General features: G+C 60.6%; 10 protein-coding genes and 1 pseudogene. 4 read left to right on the top strand and 7 right to left on the bottom strand.

Annotation, left to right across the window (positions count from 1 at the left end; translation table 11 throughout):
• Nucleotides 1-210: 210 nt before the first annotated feature.
• Both ACOYXI_RS21230 and ACOYXI_RS21225 read left to right on the top strand, forming a co-directional pair.
• Nucleotides 211-1245, top strand: a pseudogene (locus tag ACOYXI_RS21230) (cache domain-containing sensor histidine kinase); the annotation flags it as partial.
• Between the two features lie 93 nt (nt 1246-1338).
• Entirely contained in the window at nt 1339-2103 is a 765-nt protein-coding gene (locus ACOYXI_RS21225; RefSeq protein ID WP_371260421.1) for a methyl-accepting chemotaxis protein, read from the top strand.
• 202 nt (nt 2104-2305) lie between these two features.
• Here the strand turns inward: ACOYXI_RS21225 and ACOYXI_RS21220 are convergent, their stop codons facing one another.
• The 5 genes from ACOYXI_RS21220 to ACOYXI_RS21200 all read right to left on the bottom strand — a co-directional run bounded on the left by ACOYXI_RS21220 (nt 2306) and on the right by ACOYXI_RS21200 (nt 11916).
• On the bottom strand, nt 2306-2908 hold the full coding sequence (locus ACOYXI_RS21220; protein WP_210556795.1) for a DUF924 family protein: 603 nt from the start codon (nt 2906-2908) through the stop codon (nt 2306-2308).
• A gap of 3 nt (nt 2909-2911) precedes the next feature.
• The gene (locus tag ACOYXI_RS21215; RefSeq protein ID WP_007961744.1) at nt 2912-3922 is read right to left on the bottom strand and encodes a class 1 fructose-bisphosphatase; all 1011 of its coding nucleotides are present in this window, start codon (nt 3920-3922) and stop codon (nt 2912-2914) included.
• 329 nt (nt 3923-4251) lie between these two features.
• A complete protein-coding gene (locus tag ACOYXI_RS21210; RefSeq protein ID WP_461675255.1) occupies nt 4252-5616 on the bottom strand; it encodes a DUF3999 domain-containing protein in 1365 nt (454 codons plus the stop codon).
• Nucleotides 5613-9209, bottom strand: coding sequence for a DUF2339 domain-containing protein (locus tag ACOYXI_RS21205; RefSeq protein WP_461675254.1), 3597 nt, complete (start codon nt 9207-9209; stop codon nt 5613-5615). Before ACOYXI_RS21205 ends, ACOYXI_RS21210 begins: the two co-directional genes overlap by 4 nt.
• A 256-nt stretch (nt 9210-9465) precedes the next feature.
• On the bottom strand, nt 9466-11916 hold the full coding sequence (locus tag ACOYXI_RS21200) for a glycogen/starch/alpha-glucan phosphorylase (RefSeq protein ID WP_097086973.1): 2451 nt from the start codon (nt 11914-11916) through the stop codon (nt 9466-9468).
• 257 nt (nt 11917-12173) lie between these two features.
• Between ACOYXI_RS21200 and ACOYXI_RS21195 the strand changes: the two genes are divergently transcribed.
• Nucleotides 12174-12611 (top strand): YkgJ family cysteine cluster protein, encoded by a 438-nt coding sequence (locus ACOYXI_RS21195; RefSeq protein WP_016985748.1) that lies wholly within the window; start codon nt 12174-12176, stop codon nt 12609-12611.
• Between the two features lie 314 nt (nt 12612-12925).
• Here ACOYXI_RS21195 and typA read toward each other — a convergent pair whose 3' ends face one another.
• Both typA and thiI read right to left on the bottom strand, forming a co-directional pair.
• Nucleotides 12926-14746: a translational GTPase TypA gene (typA, locus tag ACOYXI_RS21190; protein WP_007961739.1), complete on the bottom strand. Its 1821-nt coding sequence runs from the start codon at nt 14744-14746 to the stop codon at nt 12926-12928.
• Nucleotides 14747-14885: 139 nt separating this feature from the next.
• Nucleotides 14886-16340, bottom strand: coding sequence for a tRNA uracil 4-sulfurtransferase ThiI (thiI, locus tag ACOYXI_RS21185; protein ID WP_027611269.1), 1455 nt, complete (start codon nt 16338-16340; stop codon nt 14886-14888).
• A 328-nt stretch (nt 16341-16668) separates the two neighbouring features.
• On the opposite strand from thiI, the gene glnA reads away from it, so the two are divergent.
• Entirely contained in the window at nt 16669-18075 is a 1407-nt protein-coding gene (glnA, locus tag ACOYXI_RS21180) for a glutamate--ammonia ligase (RefSeq protein WP_003220788.1), read from the top strand.
• The last annotated feature ends 203 nt before the right edge of the window (nt 18076-18278 follow it).

The following is an 18278-nucleotide window of genomic DNA, read 5'->3' as shown; positions in this document are numbered from 1 at the left end:
GTTCCCTTCAGAAATGGCTATTTATCGCTCCGCTCGTCTGGCATTTACCGGTAAATCAGACACTTTGTGCGGCTATTGAGCATTTCGTCGCATTTCATCAAAGACGCCTAATCTTTGGCGCGCGGCGGTCGAAATAAGAGCAGCGCAAAGCCCCCGAGTGTGGCAAATTGCCGCCCTTTCTCGACCAGCCCCTTCGCGGTAGTTCATTCGATGACCAGAAACATGAAATTCAGCCACAAGATCTTGTTGGCTGCCGCCCTCGTGGTGGCCGTTGCGTTCGCCTGTTTCATTTTGTTCAACGACTATCGACAACGCGAAGCCCTGAACAGCAGTACCGAAGCCTCGATGCAGGAACTGGGCAGCCTGACTACCAGCAACATCCAGACCTGGCTGGAAAGCCGCATCCAGTTGCTGCAATCGCTGTCGCAGCAGGTCGCCGCCGACGGCAGCGCCCCGGCCAGCCTCAAGCGCATCATCGACCTGCCCGCCTACACCGGCAATTTCCAGCTCAGCTACTTCGGCGGCGCTGACGGCGTGATGTTCTCGGTGCCCGCCGGCAACCGCGCGCCGGACTACGACCCGCGCGCCCGTGGCTGGTACAAGGCAGCCAACAGCGCCCAACAGACCATCGTCACCGAACCCTACATCGCCGCGTCGTCGGGCAAACTGGTGATCACTGTCGCCACCCCGGTGCAGCGTCAGGGCCAGATGATCGGTGTGGCCGGCGCCGACATCGATCTGACCAGCGTCAGCGCAATCATCAACTCGCTCAACTTTGGTGGCCACGGCCATGCGTTCATCGTCAGCGCCGATGGCAAGATTCTGATTCACCCGGACAGCAAACTGGTGCTCAAAACCCTCGCCGAGGCTTATCCAAACGGCGCACCGAAAGTCAGCCCGGGCCTGAAAGAAGTCGAGTTCAACGGTAAGACACAACTGATCTCCTTCACCCGCGTCAACGGCGTGCCATCGGCCGACTGGTACGTGGCGCTGGTGCTGGACAAGGACACCGCATTCTCGATGCTCAGCGAATTCCGCACCTCGGCGCTGATCGCCATGGTGATCGCCGTGGTGATCATCATCGCCCTGCTCGGCATGCTGATCCGCGTGCTGATGCAACCGCTGCTGACCATGGGCCGCGCCATGCACGACATCGCTGAAGGTGAAGGCGACCTGACCAAGCGTCTGGTGATCCACGGCCATGATGAATTCGGCGCGCTGGGTCTGTCGTTCAACCGCTTCGTCGAACGTATTCACACCTCGATCCGTGAAGTGTCCTCGGCCACCGGCCAGGTCAACGAAGTCGCCCTGCGAGTGGTCGCCGCATCGAATTCGTCGATGTACAACTCTGATCAGCAGGCCAGCCGCACCAACAGCGTGGCCGCGGCGATCAACCAGCTCGGCGCCGCCGCTCAGGAAATCGCCCAGAACGCCGCCCTCGCCTCGCAGCACTCCAGTGATGCGCGCAGTCTGGCGGTCGACGGTCAGCAGGTTGTGGATAAAACCATCCACGCGATGCAGCAGTTGTCGGCAAAAATCAGCGACTCCTGCGGCAACATCGAAACCCTCAACAGCAACACGGTGAACATCGGGCAGATTCTGGAAGTGATCACCAGCATCTCGCAACAGACCAACCTGCTGGCGCTAAACGCTGCCATCGAAGCGGCCCGCGCCGGAGAGGCTGGCCGTGGTTTCGCCGTGGTCGCTGACGAGGTGCGCAACCTCGCCCACCGCACTCAGGATTCGGCGCAGCAAGTGCAGAAGATGATCGAAGAACTGCAAGTCGGCGCGCGTCAGGCCGTAAGCATCATGACCGAGAGCCAGCGCGAGAGCGAAAGCAGCGTCGGCATCGCCAACCAGGCCGGCGAACGCCTGGGCAGCGTGACCCAGCGCATCGGCGAGATCGACGGGATGAACCAGTCGGTGGCTACCGCGACTGAGGAGCAGACGGCTGTGGTCGAATCGATCAACGTCGACATCAACGAGATCAACACGCTGAACCAGGAAGGTGTGGAGAACCTGCAGGCAACCTTGCGTGCGTGCTCGGATCTGGAGCAGCAGGCGGCGCGATTGAAGCAACTGGTGGGTAGCTTCCGGATCTAAGATCAAGAGCCACCCCCTCACCCCAGCCCTCTCCCCCAAGGGGGCGAGGGGGGGGAAGGGAGTAGATCTTCAAGCTTTTCAAACCTGAGTTCGACTGGATGCTTCAGGTCGACGTATAGCGACAAAACACCTCGGTCAGTCCCCTCTCCCTCCGGGAGAGGGTTAGGGTGAGGGCTGGTTGTTGAGGTTGCCGAGAATCGTTCTAAAAACGCGAACCTGGCTCTTTCAAAAACGCCAACTCCTCCGCCGTAGACTCCCGTCCCAACACCGCATTGCGATGCGGAAACCTTCCAAACCGCGCAATCACTTTCCGATGCCGCTCGGCATAGTCCAGATTGTCGGCAAACACCGCCCGTTCGCTTTCCGGCTGCTCAGCCACCAGATCGATAAAGCGCGAAACGGCTTCGTTCTGCACCGCGAGGTTTTCGCAGTGTTCGAACACCAGATAAATGAATACCCGCTGAATCGGCTTCAGTTGCCGGTCGAAGTCCGCTGCAATGCCCTGCGCGACAAGTTTCTGCGCACGCAGATCACCCGAGAATGCTTTGGGAGTGTCGCGAAAAATCATGCGCGGCAGTTGATCAAGCAGCAGCACCAGCGCCAGCCAACCTTCGGGACGTTGCGTCCACTCGGTCAATTCGCCAGCGAGGGCCTGATCGACAAAGACCCCGAAACGCTCACGCGCTTCGATGTCCTGGCTGTCTTTCTTGCCGAACCACAACTTGCCCTTGTCAGCCGCAATCTCGTCCGGTGATTCGCTTTGTCCGAACCACCAATCGAGCAACGGCTGCCAGGGCGCGGTCATGGCTTATTCCTTGTGGTAAGCCGTGGCGCGGGCGACTTCTTCTTTCGAGCCGAGGAACACCGCTACGCGCTGGTGCAGGCCTTCGGGCTGAATGTCGAGGATGCGTTGGTGACCGTCGGTGGACGCGCCGCCGGCCTGTTCCACCAGGAACGACATCGGGTTGGCTTCGTACATCAGACGCAGTTTGCCGGGCTTGGATGGCTCACGGCTGTCGCGTGGGTACATGAACAGACCACCACGGGTCAGGATGCGGTGCACGTCGGCCACCATCGCCGCGACCCAGCGCATGTTGTAGTTCTTCTTCAGCGGACCTTCTTCGCCGGCCAGCAGTTCGCTGACGTAGCGTTGTACCGGGGCTTCCCAGTGGCGCTGGTTGGACATGTTGATCGCGAATTCCTGGGTGGTTTCAGGAATGGTGATGTCTTCGTGGGTCAGTACGAAGCTGCCCATTTCGCGGTCCAGGGTGAAGCCTTTGACGCCGTCGCCCAGAGTCAGCACCAGCATGGTCTGCGGGCCGTAGATCGCGTAACCGGCGGCAACCTGCTGGGTGCCTGGCTGCAGGAAGGCTTTTTCGTTCAGCGGCTCGTTCTGGCTCAGGTATTCGTTCGGGCAACGCAGTACCGAGAAGATGGTGCCGACCGGAGCGTTGATGTCGATGTTCGACGAGCCGTCCAGTGGGTCGAACACCAGCAGGTAGGCGCCTTTCGGGTATTTGCCCGGGATCTGGTAGGCATTGTCCATTTCTTCGGACGCCATGCCGGCCAGGTGACCGCCCCATTCGTTGGCTTCGAGCAGGATCTCGTTCGACAGCACGTCGAGCTTCTTCTGCACTTCGCCTTGGACGTTTTCAGTGCCCATGCTGCCCAGAACACCACCCAGGGCGCCTTTGGACACGGCGTGGCTGATCTCTTTGCAAGCACGCGCCACCACTTCGATCAGGAAGCGCAGATCGGCAGGAGTGTTATTGCTGCGGGTCTGCTCAATCAAATAGCGACTCAGGGTAACGCGGGACATGGACGGCTCCGGTGGAATGGGGGGCTAAAAACCCGCGCAGTTTACAGGGAGTCTGAAAACGTAGCGAGCGATGACGCCCGGTAACGTGCATTGGGGCGCAATTGCTTGTATCAGACGTGATCGGGTCGAGAGAGTTCAGGTACCGGATTGAGCGTAGTTCGAAACGGGACGGGTGGTGCGTGCGGATCCGCGACCGATCTGAAACTATTGGTGGTCGATCGGCCGCCTTCGCGAGCAAGCCCGCTCCCACAGTTGACCGAGTAGCCCTGCTGGACGCGATCAATGTGGGAGCGGGCTTGCTCGCGAATGGCGCGCAGCGCCAGCCATGCTCAGGAATTGGTCGGCGGCTTGCGCAACAGGCTCGCCGCCATCGCCCCGAGGAACACCACACTCACCAGCAACACCGCCCACAGGCCGATCTTCTTCCAGTTGGTCTCGGCTACCGCCGTCGTGGTTGCCGGCGTAGCCTGTGTGGCAATCACTTCACCCTGCACCGTTGCCTTGCCCAGCGCCGCGAGTTTTTCCGGTTTGAAATCCGGAATCAGCGTGCTCAGCGGCAGGTTCGCGGTTTTCACCGTCGGATTGCCCAGCGCCAGGCTGTAAGGCCCGTCACCCCGTGCGAGGAAAATCACCTGGGTCGCCCGCACCGCGTACTTCAGGCTCGGTGCCTGCTCACCCAGACCGCCGCCACGCTCATCCACGCTCAATTTCAGCTGCTGCACAGTCTGCCCGTACAACTGCAATTCGTTCTGCACCACGTCCTGACCGTTCTGGGTCAGGCGATACAGCAAACCGTTGCTCAACGTCTGCCACGGCAGGCTGCTTTCGCGGCGGCCCGCGAGTGTGACCGGAGCCAGACTGTTCGGCTGTTTCAGCTCGACTTGCACCCGCTCGACATTCAGGCCCATCGGCAATTGCCAGGTGTACTCGCCGGGCTTGGTGCTACTGCCCGCCAGCGCTTGCGACCAGACCAACGGCAGCGGCACGTTGCGTGGATCGCTGCTTTTCAGTTGAGCGGACGTGAGGATGGGCGCCGAGGTTGGCGCATCCCACAGCAGACGCAGATAGCGCGCCGATTGCCCCGGCAGCGTCACTTCGTGCTGTTCGATGCGTTCGTCGGAAAAGGTCAGGCGCGCCACCTGCCCCTCACCCCACGCCTGCCAATGCTGCAAGTCATCACTGGCCTCGATGCTGAAGCGCTGGAAGCCGTCACGCTCGCTGGTCCAGTCAAGAATCAACTGCTGCAGCGGCGCCTTGATCGCACTGGCATCGAGCAACCAGCCACGCAGCACTTCTTCGCCGGCCTCCAGCTGAGTCGACGGCTGCACTTCAACCAATGTGCCGGTGGTGGTCGATTGCACGCGCACGTTCGGCGCACGCTCACTGGCATCGGCGGCGTTGTACAGCGGGAACCACTTCACCTCATGCAACTGACCGTCGTCGCGAGTCTGCGCCGATTCCCGAGCCAGGGCATAGGCCTGCGGTTCGCCGGCGGCGTTGAACACGCGCAGATCACTGAGATCGGTTTGGCGTGCCTGCAATTGCGCGCTCAGTGGCAGGTCGAGGCGATACCACGGGCCGTTGCCACTCACCGCCAGCGGCACCTGCGTGGCGAAGTCCGCCGGTTTTTCCTGCGCGCCAGCAGCCATCACCACGCCCAACGCCAACCACCCCAGACTCAGCATGCGACTCAAGATGAAACTCCTTCGGTATCCGGCACGGGTTTGTCCGCCACCGGTTCGGCTTCGACACGTTTCGGTGGCAGCGGTGCGAAATAGCCCACCACCAGCAGCAACACGCCGACGCCGATAAACGAGACGATCCGGGCCAGTCCGCCACGGTTGCTCAATTCGACAAAAATCAGTTTGGCCACCACCAGCGCAATCAACGCCGCGCCGATCAGCCACACTTCGCGCCGGTGACGCAGGTGTCCGCCGATCATCAGCCCCAACGCCATCAAGGTCCAGACGATGGACAACCCGGCCTGCACCAGCATCGATTCGAGCAGCAGATCCAGCTCGAACGGAATGCCCGCCCAATGGTGCGCGGCGCGGGTCACCAACGCGGTACAGAAGGCGAATAGGGAGACCCCGGCGACCAGTTGCGTGGCGTACTCGGCGTAATCCTTGCGCAGGGCAAACTGCGTCACCGCATGACGCGACCACACGTACACCCCGAACAAGGCGAACAGCAGGCCCAATTCCAACGGGTTGATCAGCGGCACGTACGGCAGCGGTTCGGCGTTACCGTCGCTGACGCCGTTGGCCAGCCAGAACCACGCCAGCATCAGCACTGCCAGCGGCGCGGCGGCGTACAAACGATATTCCCGCGGGAATGCCGCCATCGGCCATGGCCAGCTGCGCGGAGCCGCCGCCAACAGCAGATACAGGCTCGGCAGGATCGCCCAGCCCAGCCAGCGCCACGCGTTGTATTGCTCGGACAACAGCAGCAGACCGTAGCGCAGCTCCAGCGCCAGTACGCCGATCAGCAGCCAGCAACCCAGCACGTGCGCCGTGCTCAAGGCGCGTGCCGGTAGCATCGGCGCCAGACGCCGCAGGCTGAAGAAATGCACGGCGAACACCAATACCCACGCCAGCCAACCGAAATTCGCCGCTGGGTGATAACGCGCATGCCACGCCGCCAGCAACACCAGCCCCGCCGCCGGGATCAGCAAGGTGCAGAGCAGGCCCAGCGCCGGCCATTTCAGGCGCAGCGCCAACAATGTCCACAGCGCCACACTCAGCGCGGCAATCAGCAGCAACAGCGTCGCCTGCAGATTCAGCGGCGCAAAACGCAGCACCTCACTGACCCACGCCAACGCCCACCAACCGGCGCTCCACACCAGCAGCACTTCGGACAGGCGTTGCAAACTCAGCGCATCGAAGGCCGAGGCATGATTGCCCAGTTGCAGACGCCAGGCACCGACCAGCGCGGCCAGCCCCAATACCAGCGGCGTCCAGAAACCGCCATGGGCCAACGGCCGCAGTCCTTCGCTGGACAGCGGCCCGAGCAACTCGGGGCCGGCCAACAAGAACGCCGCGCCACCGATCAACTGCAACAACAGCCCAAAGACAAAACTCACGCGCTGTTTGAGGTAGAGGCTGAGCCAGATGATCAACAGACCGCTCGCCGCCCACACCGCACTCGCGGTTTGCCACGGCAGCACGAACAGCACCGCCAGATTGATCACCACCAACCCCGCCAGCAACACCACCGACAACCCGCGCAGCAGCCGCACATCGCCGCGCACCATCTCGTCGCGCGCCGCCAGCAGCATCCCGCCGATCAACGCCACACCGATCACCGATGCGCTGAGCAAACCGCTCCACCCGGCGCTGAACACGGCCGCCGAATCCTCACCTGCACCTTGCAGGCGCAACAGGAACAACGCACCACCGAGCAACTGCACGGCGAACGCGGTGAACAGGAACGTGCGCGATTGCAGGCGCAGGCCGACAAACAGGGTCACCAGTCCGGCCAAGGCCCAACTGATCGCTGTCGCCTGAACCAGGAAAAACAGCGGCGCCAACAGGTACAGGAAGGTCAGACCCAGCGCCGCCAGCACCGGCAAGCCCTGGCGCTCCCACGGCGAAGCCTGTTCCGCCGAGGCTTTGCGCAATTGATAGAAACTGAACAGCAGCGCGATGCCGAGCATCAATGCGCCCAACGGTGCGCCGTCGAGCAGGCTGCTTTCACCAACTCGCAACTGACTGAGAAAGGCCAGCGCCGACCCCAGTTGCAGCAGCAGGGCAAACGCTCGGGCGAACGGCCGATGCTGACGCAGGCCGAGCCAGAAAATCCCCGCGCCCTCCACTGCCCACGCCGCCGAAGTCCAGCGCGCATCGAGGCCCAGCGGGATCGCCAGACTGGCGAAAATCACCCCCAGCGCCAGACAGGTTTCACCCAGCAACAAGGCGCGGCCGCCCATCAACACCCGGGCCAGGCCCATGTAGATCACGCCCAGTGCGAGTGCGCTGAACGCGGCGGCGAACTCCAGGTGCTGCACCAGCGCAAACTGCAAGCCGAAGCCCACGATCGGCGGGCCGAACAGCATCGTGCCGTCGACGTAGTCGCCTTTGCGCGCCGACCAGTGCAGCAGCGCCTCGCGATCGCCGTCCGCCGGCGCATCGGGCATGTCGAGCAACTTACGTCGGGCGAACAACAGGCCGATGCCCAGGTACATCAGGAAGAACAGAATCAGGAACGGCTCGGTGCTCCACAGCAGCTCGGGCGCATAGGAGCGCAGGCCCCAGGCGAAGCCGATACCGAACGTGCCGACGAACCCGATCAGGTTAAGCAGGCGCCAGGCCTTGAACCAGGCAATGGCGAGAATGCCGGCATTGAGCAACGCGAAATAGCTGAACAGCGCGACATGGTTGCCCTCCCCGGTCGAGGTCAGGATCGGCGCGGCGAAACCGCCCAATGCTGCAGCCGCCGCCAGCCCCAGCGCATCCTGAGTGATGGCGAGAATCGCCGAGAACACCGTGACCGCCACCAGCAAACCCAGCGCGGCGGACGGATCGAGCAACGGATGCAGACGCATCGCCGCAAACACCGTCAGGTACAGCACCGCGATCCCGGTGCCCTGCAAGATCAGTGCATAGCTGTTGTTGCGTGTGCGCAGCCACCAGCCCAGCGCCAGCAGGGCCAACGCCGCCGCCGCAACACCGGCGTAACGCAATTCGATCGGCACCACCATGCCTTCGGTGGCGTAGCGCAACAGGAAGGCCAGACCGAAAAACAGCAGCACCACACCGACCCGCAGCACGGTGTTGCCGCCGAACAGCCAGTTGCGAGCAGCATTGATGCCACGCTCGATCAGGTTCGGGCCACGAGGTTCGGCAGGCTGTGCCGGCGCTGCTGGCTCGTCGGTAACAGCATCCAGACGCCAGACATCCGCCGGCAGCGGCTGGCTGGTTTCGCTGGCAACGGTAGACATCGGTTCGAGTTCGGGTGGCAGTTCCCAGACCAGCTCCGGCGTGGGGGAGGATGATTGTTCGGCGACGATGATCGGCTCAACGATGGCGTCCGGCATCGGCGCCACGCTCGGCGGTGTGGTGCGCACGCTGGCACCTTCAAGCAGAAACAGACGCTGCTCGACGGCTTGCAGGGCGACCTTGGCCTGTTCCAGTTGACGCTGTTGGTCGGTGGCCTGCGAGCCAAGACGGGCGATACGCAGCGTTTGCCCGATCGCCAGCCCGAGCAGTGCACCGAGCAGCGCGGCACTGAACGACTCATCGAGCAGCCAGCCGAGCAGCAGCCCGATCAACATGAACATCCATTGCATGGTCGATATCCCTAAGCAGCCCCGAGGCGGGGCAATCCCGACAGTTGCTTCAGTCTAGGCAAAATCCAATGTGGGAGCGGGCTTGCTCGCGAAGGCGTTGTGTCAGTCGATATCCGGTTGACTGATACAACGCCTTCGCGAGCAAGCCCGCTCCCACAAGGGGTCTTATGCTGACTGACACATTCGGTAAACCGGCGCTCAGTATATCGATCCGGCCCAACAAACGTTGGGCCTTACGCACATTTGTTGCAGAAAATCACTCCAGTGCCTTCCAGATATCCGTGGCGTACTCGCGAATCGTCCGGTCGGACGAGAACCAGCCCATCCGCGCCGTGTTGAGCACCGCCGAACGCCACCAGTTGTTGGAATCGTGCCAGTGCGCATCGACGCGTTTTTGCGCTTCCCAATAGGAATCGAAGTCGGCGCAGACCAGGAAGCGGTCGTAGTCCACCAGCGAATCGATCAATCCGGTGTAACGCGACGTGTCATCTGGCGAGAACACGCCACTGCGGATCGCTTGCAGCACGTCGCTCAAACGATGCGACGCGGCGATGTCCGGCGCGGCGCTGAACTCGTGGTTCTGCTTGCGCGCTTCAACCTGCTGAGCGCTGAGGCCGAAGATGAACATGTGCTCGGCACCGATACGCTCGCACATTTCCACGTTGGCGCCATCGAGGGTGCCGATGGTCAGCGCACCGTTGAGGCCGAACTTCATGTTACTGGTGCCCGAGGCTTCGAACCCGGCCGTGGAAATCTGCTCGGACAAGTCCGCCGCCGGAATGATGCTCTCCGCCAGGCTGACGTTGTAGTTGGGCAGGAACACCACTTTCAGCAAGCCGCGTACGGTCGGGTCGTTGTTCACCACCCGGGCGATGTCGTTGGTCAGTTTGATGATCAGTTTGGCCTGGTGATAACTGGCCGCCGCTTTACCGGCGAAGATTTTCACCCGAGGTACCCAGTCGACTTCAGGCTCGGCGCGGATTGCCTGATACAGCGCCACGGTGTGCATCAGGTTGAGCAACTGGCGCTTGTATTCGTGGATCCGCTTGACCTGCACGTCGAACATCGCCGCCGGATTGACCGCGATCCCCAGCCGCTCGTGAATCAGATAGGCCAAGGCCTTTTTGCTGTGCAGGCGCTGTTCGGCGAAGGCTTTGCGGAAGGCGGGTTGCTCGGCGAACGGTTCGAGATCGAGCAAGCGTTCTTCCGGGTTATCCAGCACCTCCGGGCCGAGGGAGTCGACCAGCATCGAGGTCAGCTCGGAGTTGGCCTGGAACAGCCAACGGCGGAAGGTGATGCCGTTGGTTTTGTTGTTGATCCGTTCCGGGTAGAGCTTGTGCAGTTCGGCGAATACTGTCTTGCGCATCAACTGCGTGTGCAGCCCGGACACGCCGTTGACGCTGTGCGAACCGAGGAACGCGAGGTTGCCCATGCGCACCCGGCGACCGTTGTCCTCTTCGATCAGCGACACCGCGCGCAGCACGTCGAAATCGTGAATCCCTTTGGCCCGCAGCGAGTCGATGTGCTGGGCGTTGATCAGATAAATGATCTGCATGTGCCGCGGCAGCATGCGCTCCATCAGGCCGACCGGCCAGGTTTCCAGCGCTTCGGGCAACAGCGTGTGGTTGGTGTACGACAAGGTATCGACGGTGACTTGCCACGCCGCATCCCAGGCCACGTCGTAGACGTCGACCAGTTGCCGCATCAATTCAGCAACGGCAATCGAAGGGTGGGTGTCGTTGAGCTGGATCGCCGCGTGATCGCCCAGGGTCAGCACCGAGGTGTGCATGTTGCGATGGCGACGCAGCAAATCCTGCAAGGAAGCGGCGACGAAGAAGTATTCCTGGCGCAGGCGCAGTTCCTGCCCGGCCTCAGTGCTGTCTGCCGGGTAAAGCACGCGAGAAATACTTTCAGCGCGGGCGACTTCGGCGACGGCACCCAGGTGGTCACCGGCGTTGAAGCGCTCCAGGTGCAGATCTTCCATGGCTCGCGCACGCCACAGCCGCAGGGTGTTGACGCTCGCCCCGCGCCAGCCGACCACTGGCGTGTCATAGGCAATCGCGCGCACGGTTTCCGCAGGCGACCAGACCTGTTTGGTCTTGCCGCTGGCATCGGTGACGGTTTCGACGCTGCCGCCGAAGCCGATCGAGTACACCACTTCCGGACGTTCGAACTCCCACGGGTTGCCGAAATCCAGCCAGTGCTCGGTCTGCTCCTGCTGCCAACCATCGACGATGGCCTGCCGGAACAGTCCATGCTCGTAGCGAATGCCGTAGCCGTGCCCGGCGATGCCGAGGGTCGACATGCTTTCCATGAAGCACGCCGCCAGACGTCCGAGGCCGCCGTTGCCGAGTGCCGCGTCAGGTTCCAGCAGGCGGATGCGTTCGAGATCGACGCCCAGTTCGGTCAGCGCTTCACGCGCGACGTCGAGCAGGCCGAGATTGCTCAGGCTGTCGTAGAGCAAACGACCGATGAGAAATTCCAGCGAGAGGTAATACACCCGTTTCTGGCCTTTGCGATAGATCTGCCGGGTGTGGTCCATCCAGTGTTCGACCATGTGGTCGCGCGCCGCCAGGGCAATGGCTTCGAACCAGTCATGGTCGAAGGCGTGATCCGGGTCTTTACCCACTGCATAGGTGAGCTTGGTCAGGACGGCATCGCGGAATGCGGCCACCTCTGCTTCGCGAACTAGTGGTTCTTGAGTCATCGATAGGACCTCGAGCGAGCGGGGAATTGTCTGAGCCTAGACGGTCTGACCGACGGTAGAGGCGCTGGTTCGGCAGTTTTTCCGAAGTCGGTGAGATAGCCCGGCATTACCTTGGCGAGTGGGCTAATGAATGCAGGGGCCGTGCCGGACTGAATGACATTTGCGCGGCATTTGCAAAAATCTGGCGAAAGGTTGTTCAAAAATCCACCAGTCCCGGTATGATCGCGCGCCCTGATGCACACGCCTGGTAATTCCCGATGATGAAGCCCAACCTGATTGCCGCCGCCGAGATCGACCGTCTCGATACGTGGGCCAAATATTCGGCCCCGATGTGCGGCTCTTGTGTCTCCAGCTGCTGCACCCTGCCGGTCGAGGTCAAGATCAAGGACCTGGTACGCATCGGCGTGGTTGACGAGTTCGAACTGGGTGATCCGCCGAAGAACATCGCCAAGCGCCTGCAAAAGGAAGGGCTGGTCGAGCGCTTCAACCAGAAGTCGGGGATCTTCACCCTGCAGCGTATGAGCAACAACGATTGCTACTACCTGGATCGTAAGAGCCGCCTGTGCACCATTTATGACAAACGCCCGGACACTTGCCGCAACCACCCGAAAATCGGCCCGCGGCCGGGGTATTGCGCGTACAAGCCGAAAGAAGTCGAGCGGGTGCAGAATTTCCGCGCGATTGAGAAGTTCTAAAAGCTTACCCTCTCCCCAGCCCTCTCCCGGAGGGAGAGGGGGCCGACCGAGGTGTCTGGCGCCATACATCGACCTGAAACACCCAGTCGATTATGGATTCGATAAAGCCCCACCAAATCGATTATGGATTCAGCAGAATTCTTGCAAGTCGGTGCATCTCACGAATATCCCCCATTCAGTCCCCTCTCCCTCCGGGAGAGGGCTAGGGTGAGGGGCTTTTGATCTTCAAGGCTCAATCGACATTTCCCCCAGACAAACAAAAACGCCCCCGGTCTCGCGACCGGGGGCGTTTTTTTTTCAGCCTGGGCTAAATCTTATGCCTTGGCTTTCTTGGCAGCGCGGGTACGCTCGCTTTCGTCCAGGATCTTCTTGCGAAGACGGATGGACTTAGGCGTGACTTCGCACAGCTCGTCTTCCTGGATGTATTCCAGAGCCTGTTCCAGAGTGAAGCGAACAGGTGGTACCAGAGCGATGGTTTCGTCTTTACCCGAAGCACGCATGTTGTCGAGCTTCTTGCCTTTGGTAGGGTTCACACCCAGGTCGTTGTCGCGGCTGTTCTGACCAACGATCTGACCGTTGTAGATCTCCTGGCCGTGTTCTACGAACAGCTTGCCACGAGCCTGCAGGGTTTCCAGCGAGTAGGTCAGGGCCTTGCCGGTTTCAACCGAAACCAGAACGCCGTTCTGACGGCCGGACATGTGGCCCGACTTCACTGGAGCGTAACGATCGAAGATCGAGGTCAGGATGCCAGCACCGTTGGTCAGGGTCAGGAACTGGTTACGGAAACCGATCAGACCGCGAGCAGGGATGTTGTATTCCAGACGAACACGGCCCTTGCCATCCGGCACCATGTTGCTCAGGTCGCCCTTACGCAGACCCATCTCTTCCATGACCTTGCCCTGCGATTCTTCAGGGATGTCGATGGTGACGTTTTCGAACGGTTCCTGCTTCACGCCGTCAACTTCACGGATGATCACTTCAGGACGGCCCAGGGCCAGCTCGAAGCCTTCGCGACGCATGGTTTCGATCAGTACCGAGAGGTGCAGCTCACCACGGCCGGAAACCTTGAACTTGTCAGCCGAGTCGCCTTCTTCAACGCGCAGTGCAACGTTGTACAGCAGCTCTTTGTCCAGACGATCCTTGATGTTACGGGAGGTCACGAACTTGCCTTCTTTACCGCAGAATGGCGAATCGTTTACCTGGAAGGTCATGGAAACGGTTGGCTCGTCAACGGTCAGCGGCTTCATCGCCTCGACGGTGTTGATGTCGCACAGGGTGTCGGAGATGAACAGCTCGTCGAAGCCGCTGATGCAGACGATGTCGCCGGCTGCTGCTTCTTCAACGTCAATACGGTGCAGACCGTGGTGACCCATCAGCTTCAGGATACGACCGTTGCGGCGCTTGCCGTCGGCGCTGATCGCGACAACCGGGGTGTTCGGCTTGACGCGACCACGAGCGATACGGCCAACACCGATAACACCCAGGAAGCTGTTGTAGTCCAGAGCGGAGATCTGCATCTGGAACGGACCGTCACGGTCAACGGCCGGAGGCGGAACGTGGTCGACAACTGCCTGGTACAGCGCAGTCATGTCTTCGCCCATGGCGGTGTGATCCAGACCGGCGATGCCGTTCAGGGCCGAAGCGTAAACAACCTGGAAGTCCAGTTGTTCTTCGGTAGCACCGAGGTTGTCGAACAGGTCGAAGATCTGGTCCAGAACCCAGTCCGGACGCGCGCCTGGACGGTCAACCTTGTTGATGACCACGATTGGACGCAGGCCGGCTTCGAACGCCTTCTTGGTCACGAAACGGGTTTGCGGCATAGGGCCGTCTTGAGCGTCAACCAGCAGCAGAACGGAGTCAACCATCGACATTACGCGTTCTACTTCGCCGCCGAAGTCGGCGTGGCCCGGGGTGTCCACGATGTTGATGTGGTAGCCGTTCCAGTTGATGGCGGTGTTTTTCGCCAGAATGGTAATACCGCGCTCTTTTTCCTGGTCGTTGGAGTCCATCACGCGCTCGTCGTTGAGCTCGTTGCGCTCCAGAGTGCCGGATTGACGCAGGAGTTTGTCTACCAGGGTGGTCTTACCATGGTCAACGTGGGCAATGATGGCGATGTTACGTAGATTTTCGATCACTTGTGTATCTCGATCAGAGGATTCGGTTTGCTGACAAGTCTTGGCAGCGATTAACAGTAGTGTCCGGCATGGCCGTTACAGCTTGACGGCGGTGTCGGGGGGCCGGTGACGCAGGCCACAGGCAAACAGCCCCGGGCACTTAGCTCGGTCGATAAACGCGCACATTGGCATGCCCCTCACTGAGCAAATGGTGAGCATGCAGGCGACTCATCACGCCTTTGTCGCAATACAGCAGGTACTGGCGAGTCGGATCCAGCTCCTTGAAACGAGCGTTCACTGCGTAGAACGGCATCGTCTGTACTTCTATGCCGGCAAGTTCCAGCGGGTCATCCTCGGCCGCATCCGGGTGACGGATGTCGATAACGATCTGACCGGCCAGCGCTTCGCCGACTTCTTCGATCTGCAAGTCCTGGCCCAATTCGTCGATCACTCGATCGATCGGCACCAGTTTGGCGTTTTCGAGCGCACGCTCGAGAACCGCCATGTCGAATTCTTTCTCTTCGTGCTCAACACGGTGGCGCTTGGCGGCAGTCTTCGGATTGACCGAGATGACCCCGCAGTACTCCGGCATGTGCCGGGCGAAATCGGCGGTGCCGATCTCGTTGGCCGTGTCGATGATGTCCTGCTTGTGCGCAACGATCAGTGGGCGCAGGACCAGTTTGTCGGTCACGCAGTCGATCACCGACAGGTTCGGCAGCGTCTGGCTCGATACCTGGGAGATCGCTTCGCCGGTGACCAGCGCGTCGATGTGCAGCCGGTCGGCGATGGCCGACGATGCGCGCAACATCATACGCTTCAATACGACGCCCATATGACTGTTATCGACTTTGCCGAGAATTTCGCCCAACACTTCTTCGAACGGAACACTGACAAATAGCACGCGTTGCGAGCTGCCGTACTTCTTCCAGATGAAATGCGCGACTTCCATCACGCCCAATTCGTGGGCACGCCCGCCGAGATTGAAGAAGCAGAAATGCGCCATCAGGCCGCGACGCATGATCTGGTAAGCGGCAACCGTCGAGTCAAAGCCGCCGGACATCAGTACCAGCGTCTGCTCCAGGGCGCCGAGCGGGTAACCGCCGATGCCGTTGTGCTGGCTGTGGATGACAAACAACCGTTGGTCGCGAACTTCGATGCGAACTTCGATTTCCGGGTCTTTGAGGTCGATTCCGGCCGCACCGCACTCACGACGCAGCTTGCTGCCAACGTATTTTTCGACGTCCATCGAGCTGAACGGATGCTTGCCGGCACGCTTGCAGCGCACCGAGAAAATCTTCCCGGCCAGTACATCGCCGTAGTGCTGTTTGCACTTCTCGGTGATGTCATCGAAGTCGCCCAGCGGGTATTCGTCGATCTGCAGAAAGTGCGCGACGCCGGGAGTACAAGTGAGGCGCTCGCCCATCTCTTTCAAGGCTTTGGGGTCGGTAACGCGGGTTTCCAGCTCGAGATTGTCCCACACACCGTTCACCACCACGGCCGGGTCCAGATCGCGGAGCACGGCGCGGATGTTCTTGGCCAGCTGGCGGATGAAACGCATCCGGACAGGGCGGCTTTTGATGGTGATCTCGGGGAAGACTTTTACGATTAGTTTCATGAAAACAGCGCGCGCAGGGCCAGCCGAAAAAGGGGGGCGCGGATTATAGCGGAAATTGCTCAAGGTTTAACCAGTTAATATGCAGAAGGTTTCACTTGCACCAAAACAGGTCATTTCTGATTTGAGGCGCTACATTAAGGGGCGAGATTTTCACCTTTATGGCGCTTTGCAGCGCTCAAAGCGTGAAATTGGGGCAAAAAACCCATGCTGGGGCACTGGCATGCAATTTGCTCCCTTGTGAGGCAGGTTGCCTTGGCAGAGTATCTGCGCCGGCATCACCCATATTAAGGGCATCCACTACCAAGCCCTAAGCCACCCGGAGGACACTATGTCGAAGTCGGTTCAACTCATCAAAGATCATGACGTCAAGTGGATTGATCTGCGCTTCACGGACACCAAAGGCACTCAGCACCACGTGACCATGCCGGCTCGCGATGCGCTGGAAGACGACTTCTTCGAAGTCGGCAAGATGTTCGACGGTTCCTCCATCGCTGGCTGGAAAGGCATCGAAGCCTCCGACATGATCCTGCTGCCGGACGACGATACTGCCGTTCTCGATCCGTTCACCGAAGACGCAACCCTGATCCTGGTTTGCGACATCATCGAACCGTCGACCATGCAAGGTTACGATCGCGACCCGCGCGCCATCGCTCACCGCGCCGAGGAATACCTGAAGACCACCGGTATCGGTGACACCGTCTTCGCCGGTCCCGAGCCAGAATTCTTCATCTTCGACGAAGTGAAGTTCAAGTCCGACATCTCCGGCTCGATGTTCAAGATCTACTCCGAACAAGGCTCGTGGATGTCCGACCAGGACATCGAAGGCGGCAACAAAGGCCACCGTCCTGGCATCAAAGGCGGCTACTTCCCGGTTCCGCCGTTCGACCACGACCACGAAATCCGTACTGCCATGTGCAACGCACTGGAAGAGATGGGCCAGACCGTTGAAGTTCACCACCACGAAGTGGCGACTGCCGGTCAGAACGAAATCGGTGTCAAGTTCAACACCCTGGTGAAGAAAGCTGACGAAGTTCAGACTCTGAAATACGTTGTCCACAACGTTGCCGACGCTTACGGCCGCACTGCGACCTTCATGCCGAAGCCACTGTACGGCGACAACGGCTCGGGCATGCACGTACACATGTCCATCGCCAAAGACGGCAAGAACACCTTCGCTGGCGAAGGCTATGCCGGCCTGTCCGAAACCGCCCTGTACTTCATCGGCGGTATCATCAAGCACGGTAAGGCCCTGAACGGCTTCACCAACCCGGCTACCAACTCCTACAAGCGTCTGGTGCCAGGTTTCGAAGCGCCGGTAATGCTGGCCTACTCGGCCCGCAACCGTTCCGCCTCGATCCGTATTCCTTACGTCAACAGCCCACGCGGCCGTCGTATCGAAGCACGCTTCCCGGATCCGGCTGCCAACCCGTACCTGGCTTTCGCAGCACTGCTGATGGCCGGTCTGGACGGTATCCAGAACAAGATCCACCCAGGCGATGCCGCTGACAAAAACCTGTACGACCTGCCGCCTGAAGAGGCGAAAGAGATCCCACAAGTTTGCGGCAGCCTGAAAGAAGCCCTGGAAGAGCTGGACAAGGGCCGTGCGTTCCTGACCAAGGGCGGCGTGTTCTCCGACGACTTCATCGACGCTTACATCGCGCTGAAATCCGAAGAAGAAATCAAGGTCCGCACCTTCGTACACCCACTGGAATATGAGCTGTACTACAGCTGCTGATCCAGTAGCGCCGCGCTACGCGGCGTGACAAAAAGAGGCCTCCTTCGGGAGGCCTTTTTATTGCCCACGATTTATGAAACTACGCAAAACCCCTGTGGGAGCGGGCTTGCTCGCGAAGGCGTCGTGTCAGCCACCATCACCTTCAATGACCGACCGCATTCGCGAGCAAGCCCGCTCCCACAGGGAATTTCTGGCGTCTGAAT

The sequence above is a fragment of the Pseudomonas sp. G3-19 genome, assembly GCF_054855875.1.
This window is presented reverse-complemented; position numbering and strand designations above follow the sequence as displayed.

Bases quoted from the DNA above. Each gene is read 5' to 3' on its own strand.
- glnA (WP_003220788.1), top strand. From the start codon at position 16,669: ATGTCGAAGTCGGTTCAACTCATCAAAGATCATGACGTCAAGTGGATT.
- ACOYXI_RS21195 (WP_016985748.1), top strand. From the start codon at position 12,174: ATGATGAAGCCCAACCTGATTGCCGCCGCCGAGATCGACCGTCTCGAT.
- ACOYXI_RS21220 (WP_210556795.1), bottom strand. From the start codon at position 2,908: ATGACCGCGCCCTGGCAGCCGTTGCTCGATTGGTGGTTCGGACAAAGC.
- ACOYXI_RS21205 (WP_461675254.1), bottom strand. From the start codon at position 9,209: ATGCAATGGATGTTCATGTTGATCGGGCTGCTGCTCGGCTGGCTGCTC.
- ACOYXI_RS21200 (WP_097086973.1), bottom strand. From the start codon at position 11,916: ATGACTCAAGAACCACTAGTTCGCGAAGCAGAGGTGGCCGCATTCCGC.
- ACOYXI_RS21225 (WP_371260421.1), top strand. From the start codon at position 1,339: ATGTACAACTCTGATCAGCAGGCCAGCCGCACCAACAGCGTGGCCGCG.
- thiI (WP_027611269.1), bottom strand. From the start codon at position 16,340: ATGAAACTAATCGTAAAAGTCTTCCCCGAGATCACCATCAAAAGCCGC.
- ACOYXI_RS21215 (WP_007961744.1), bottom strand. From the start codon at position 3,922: ATGTCCCGCGTTACCCTGAGTCGCTATTTGATTGAGCAGACCCGCAGC.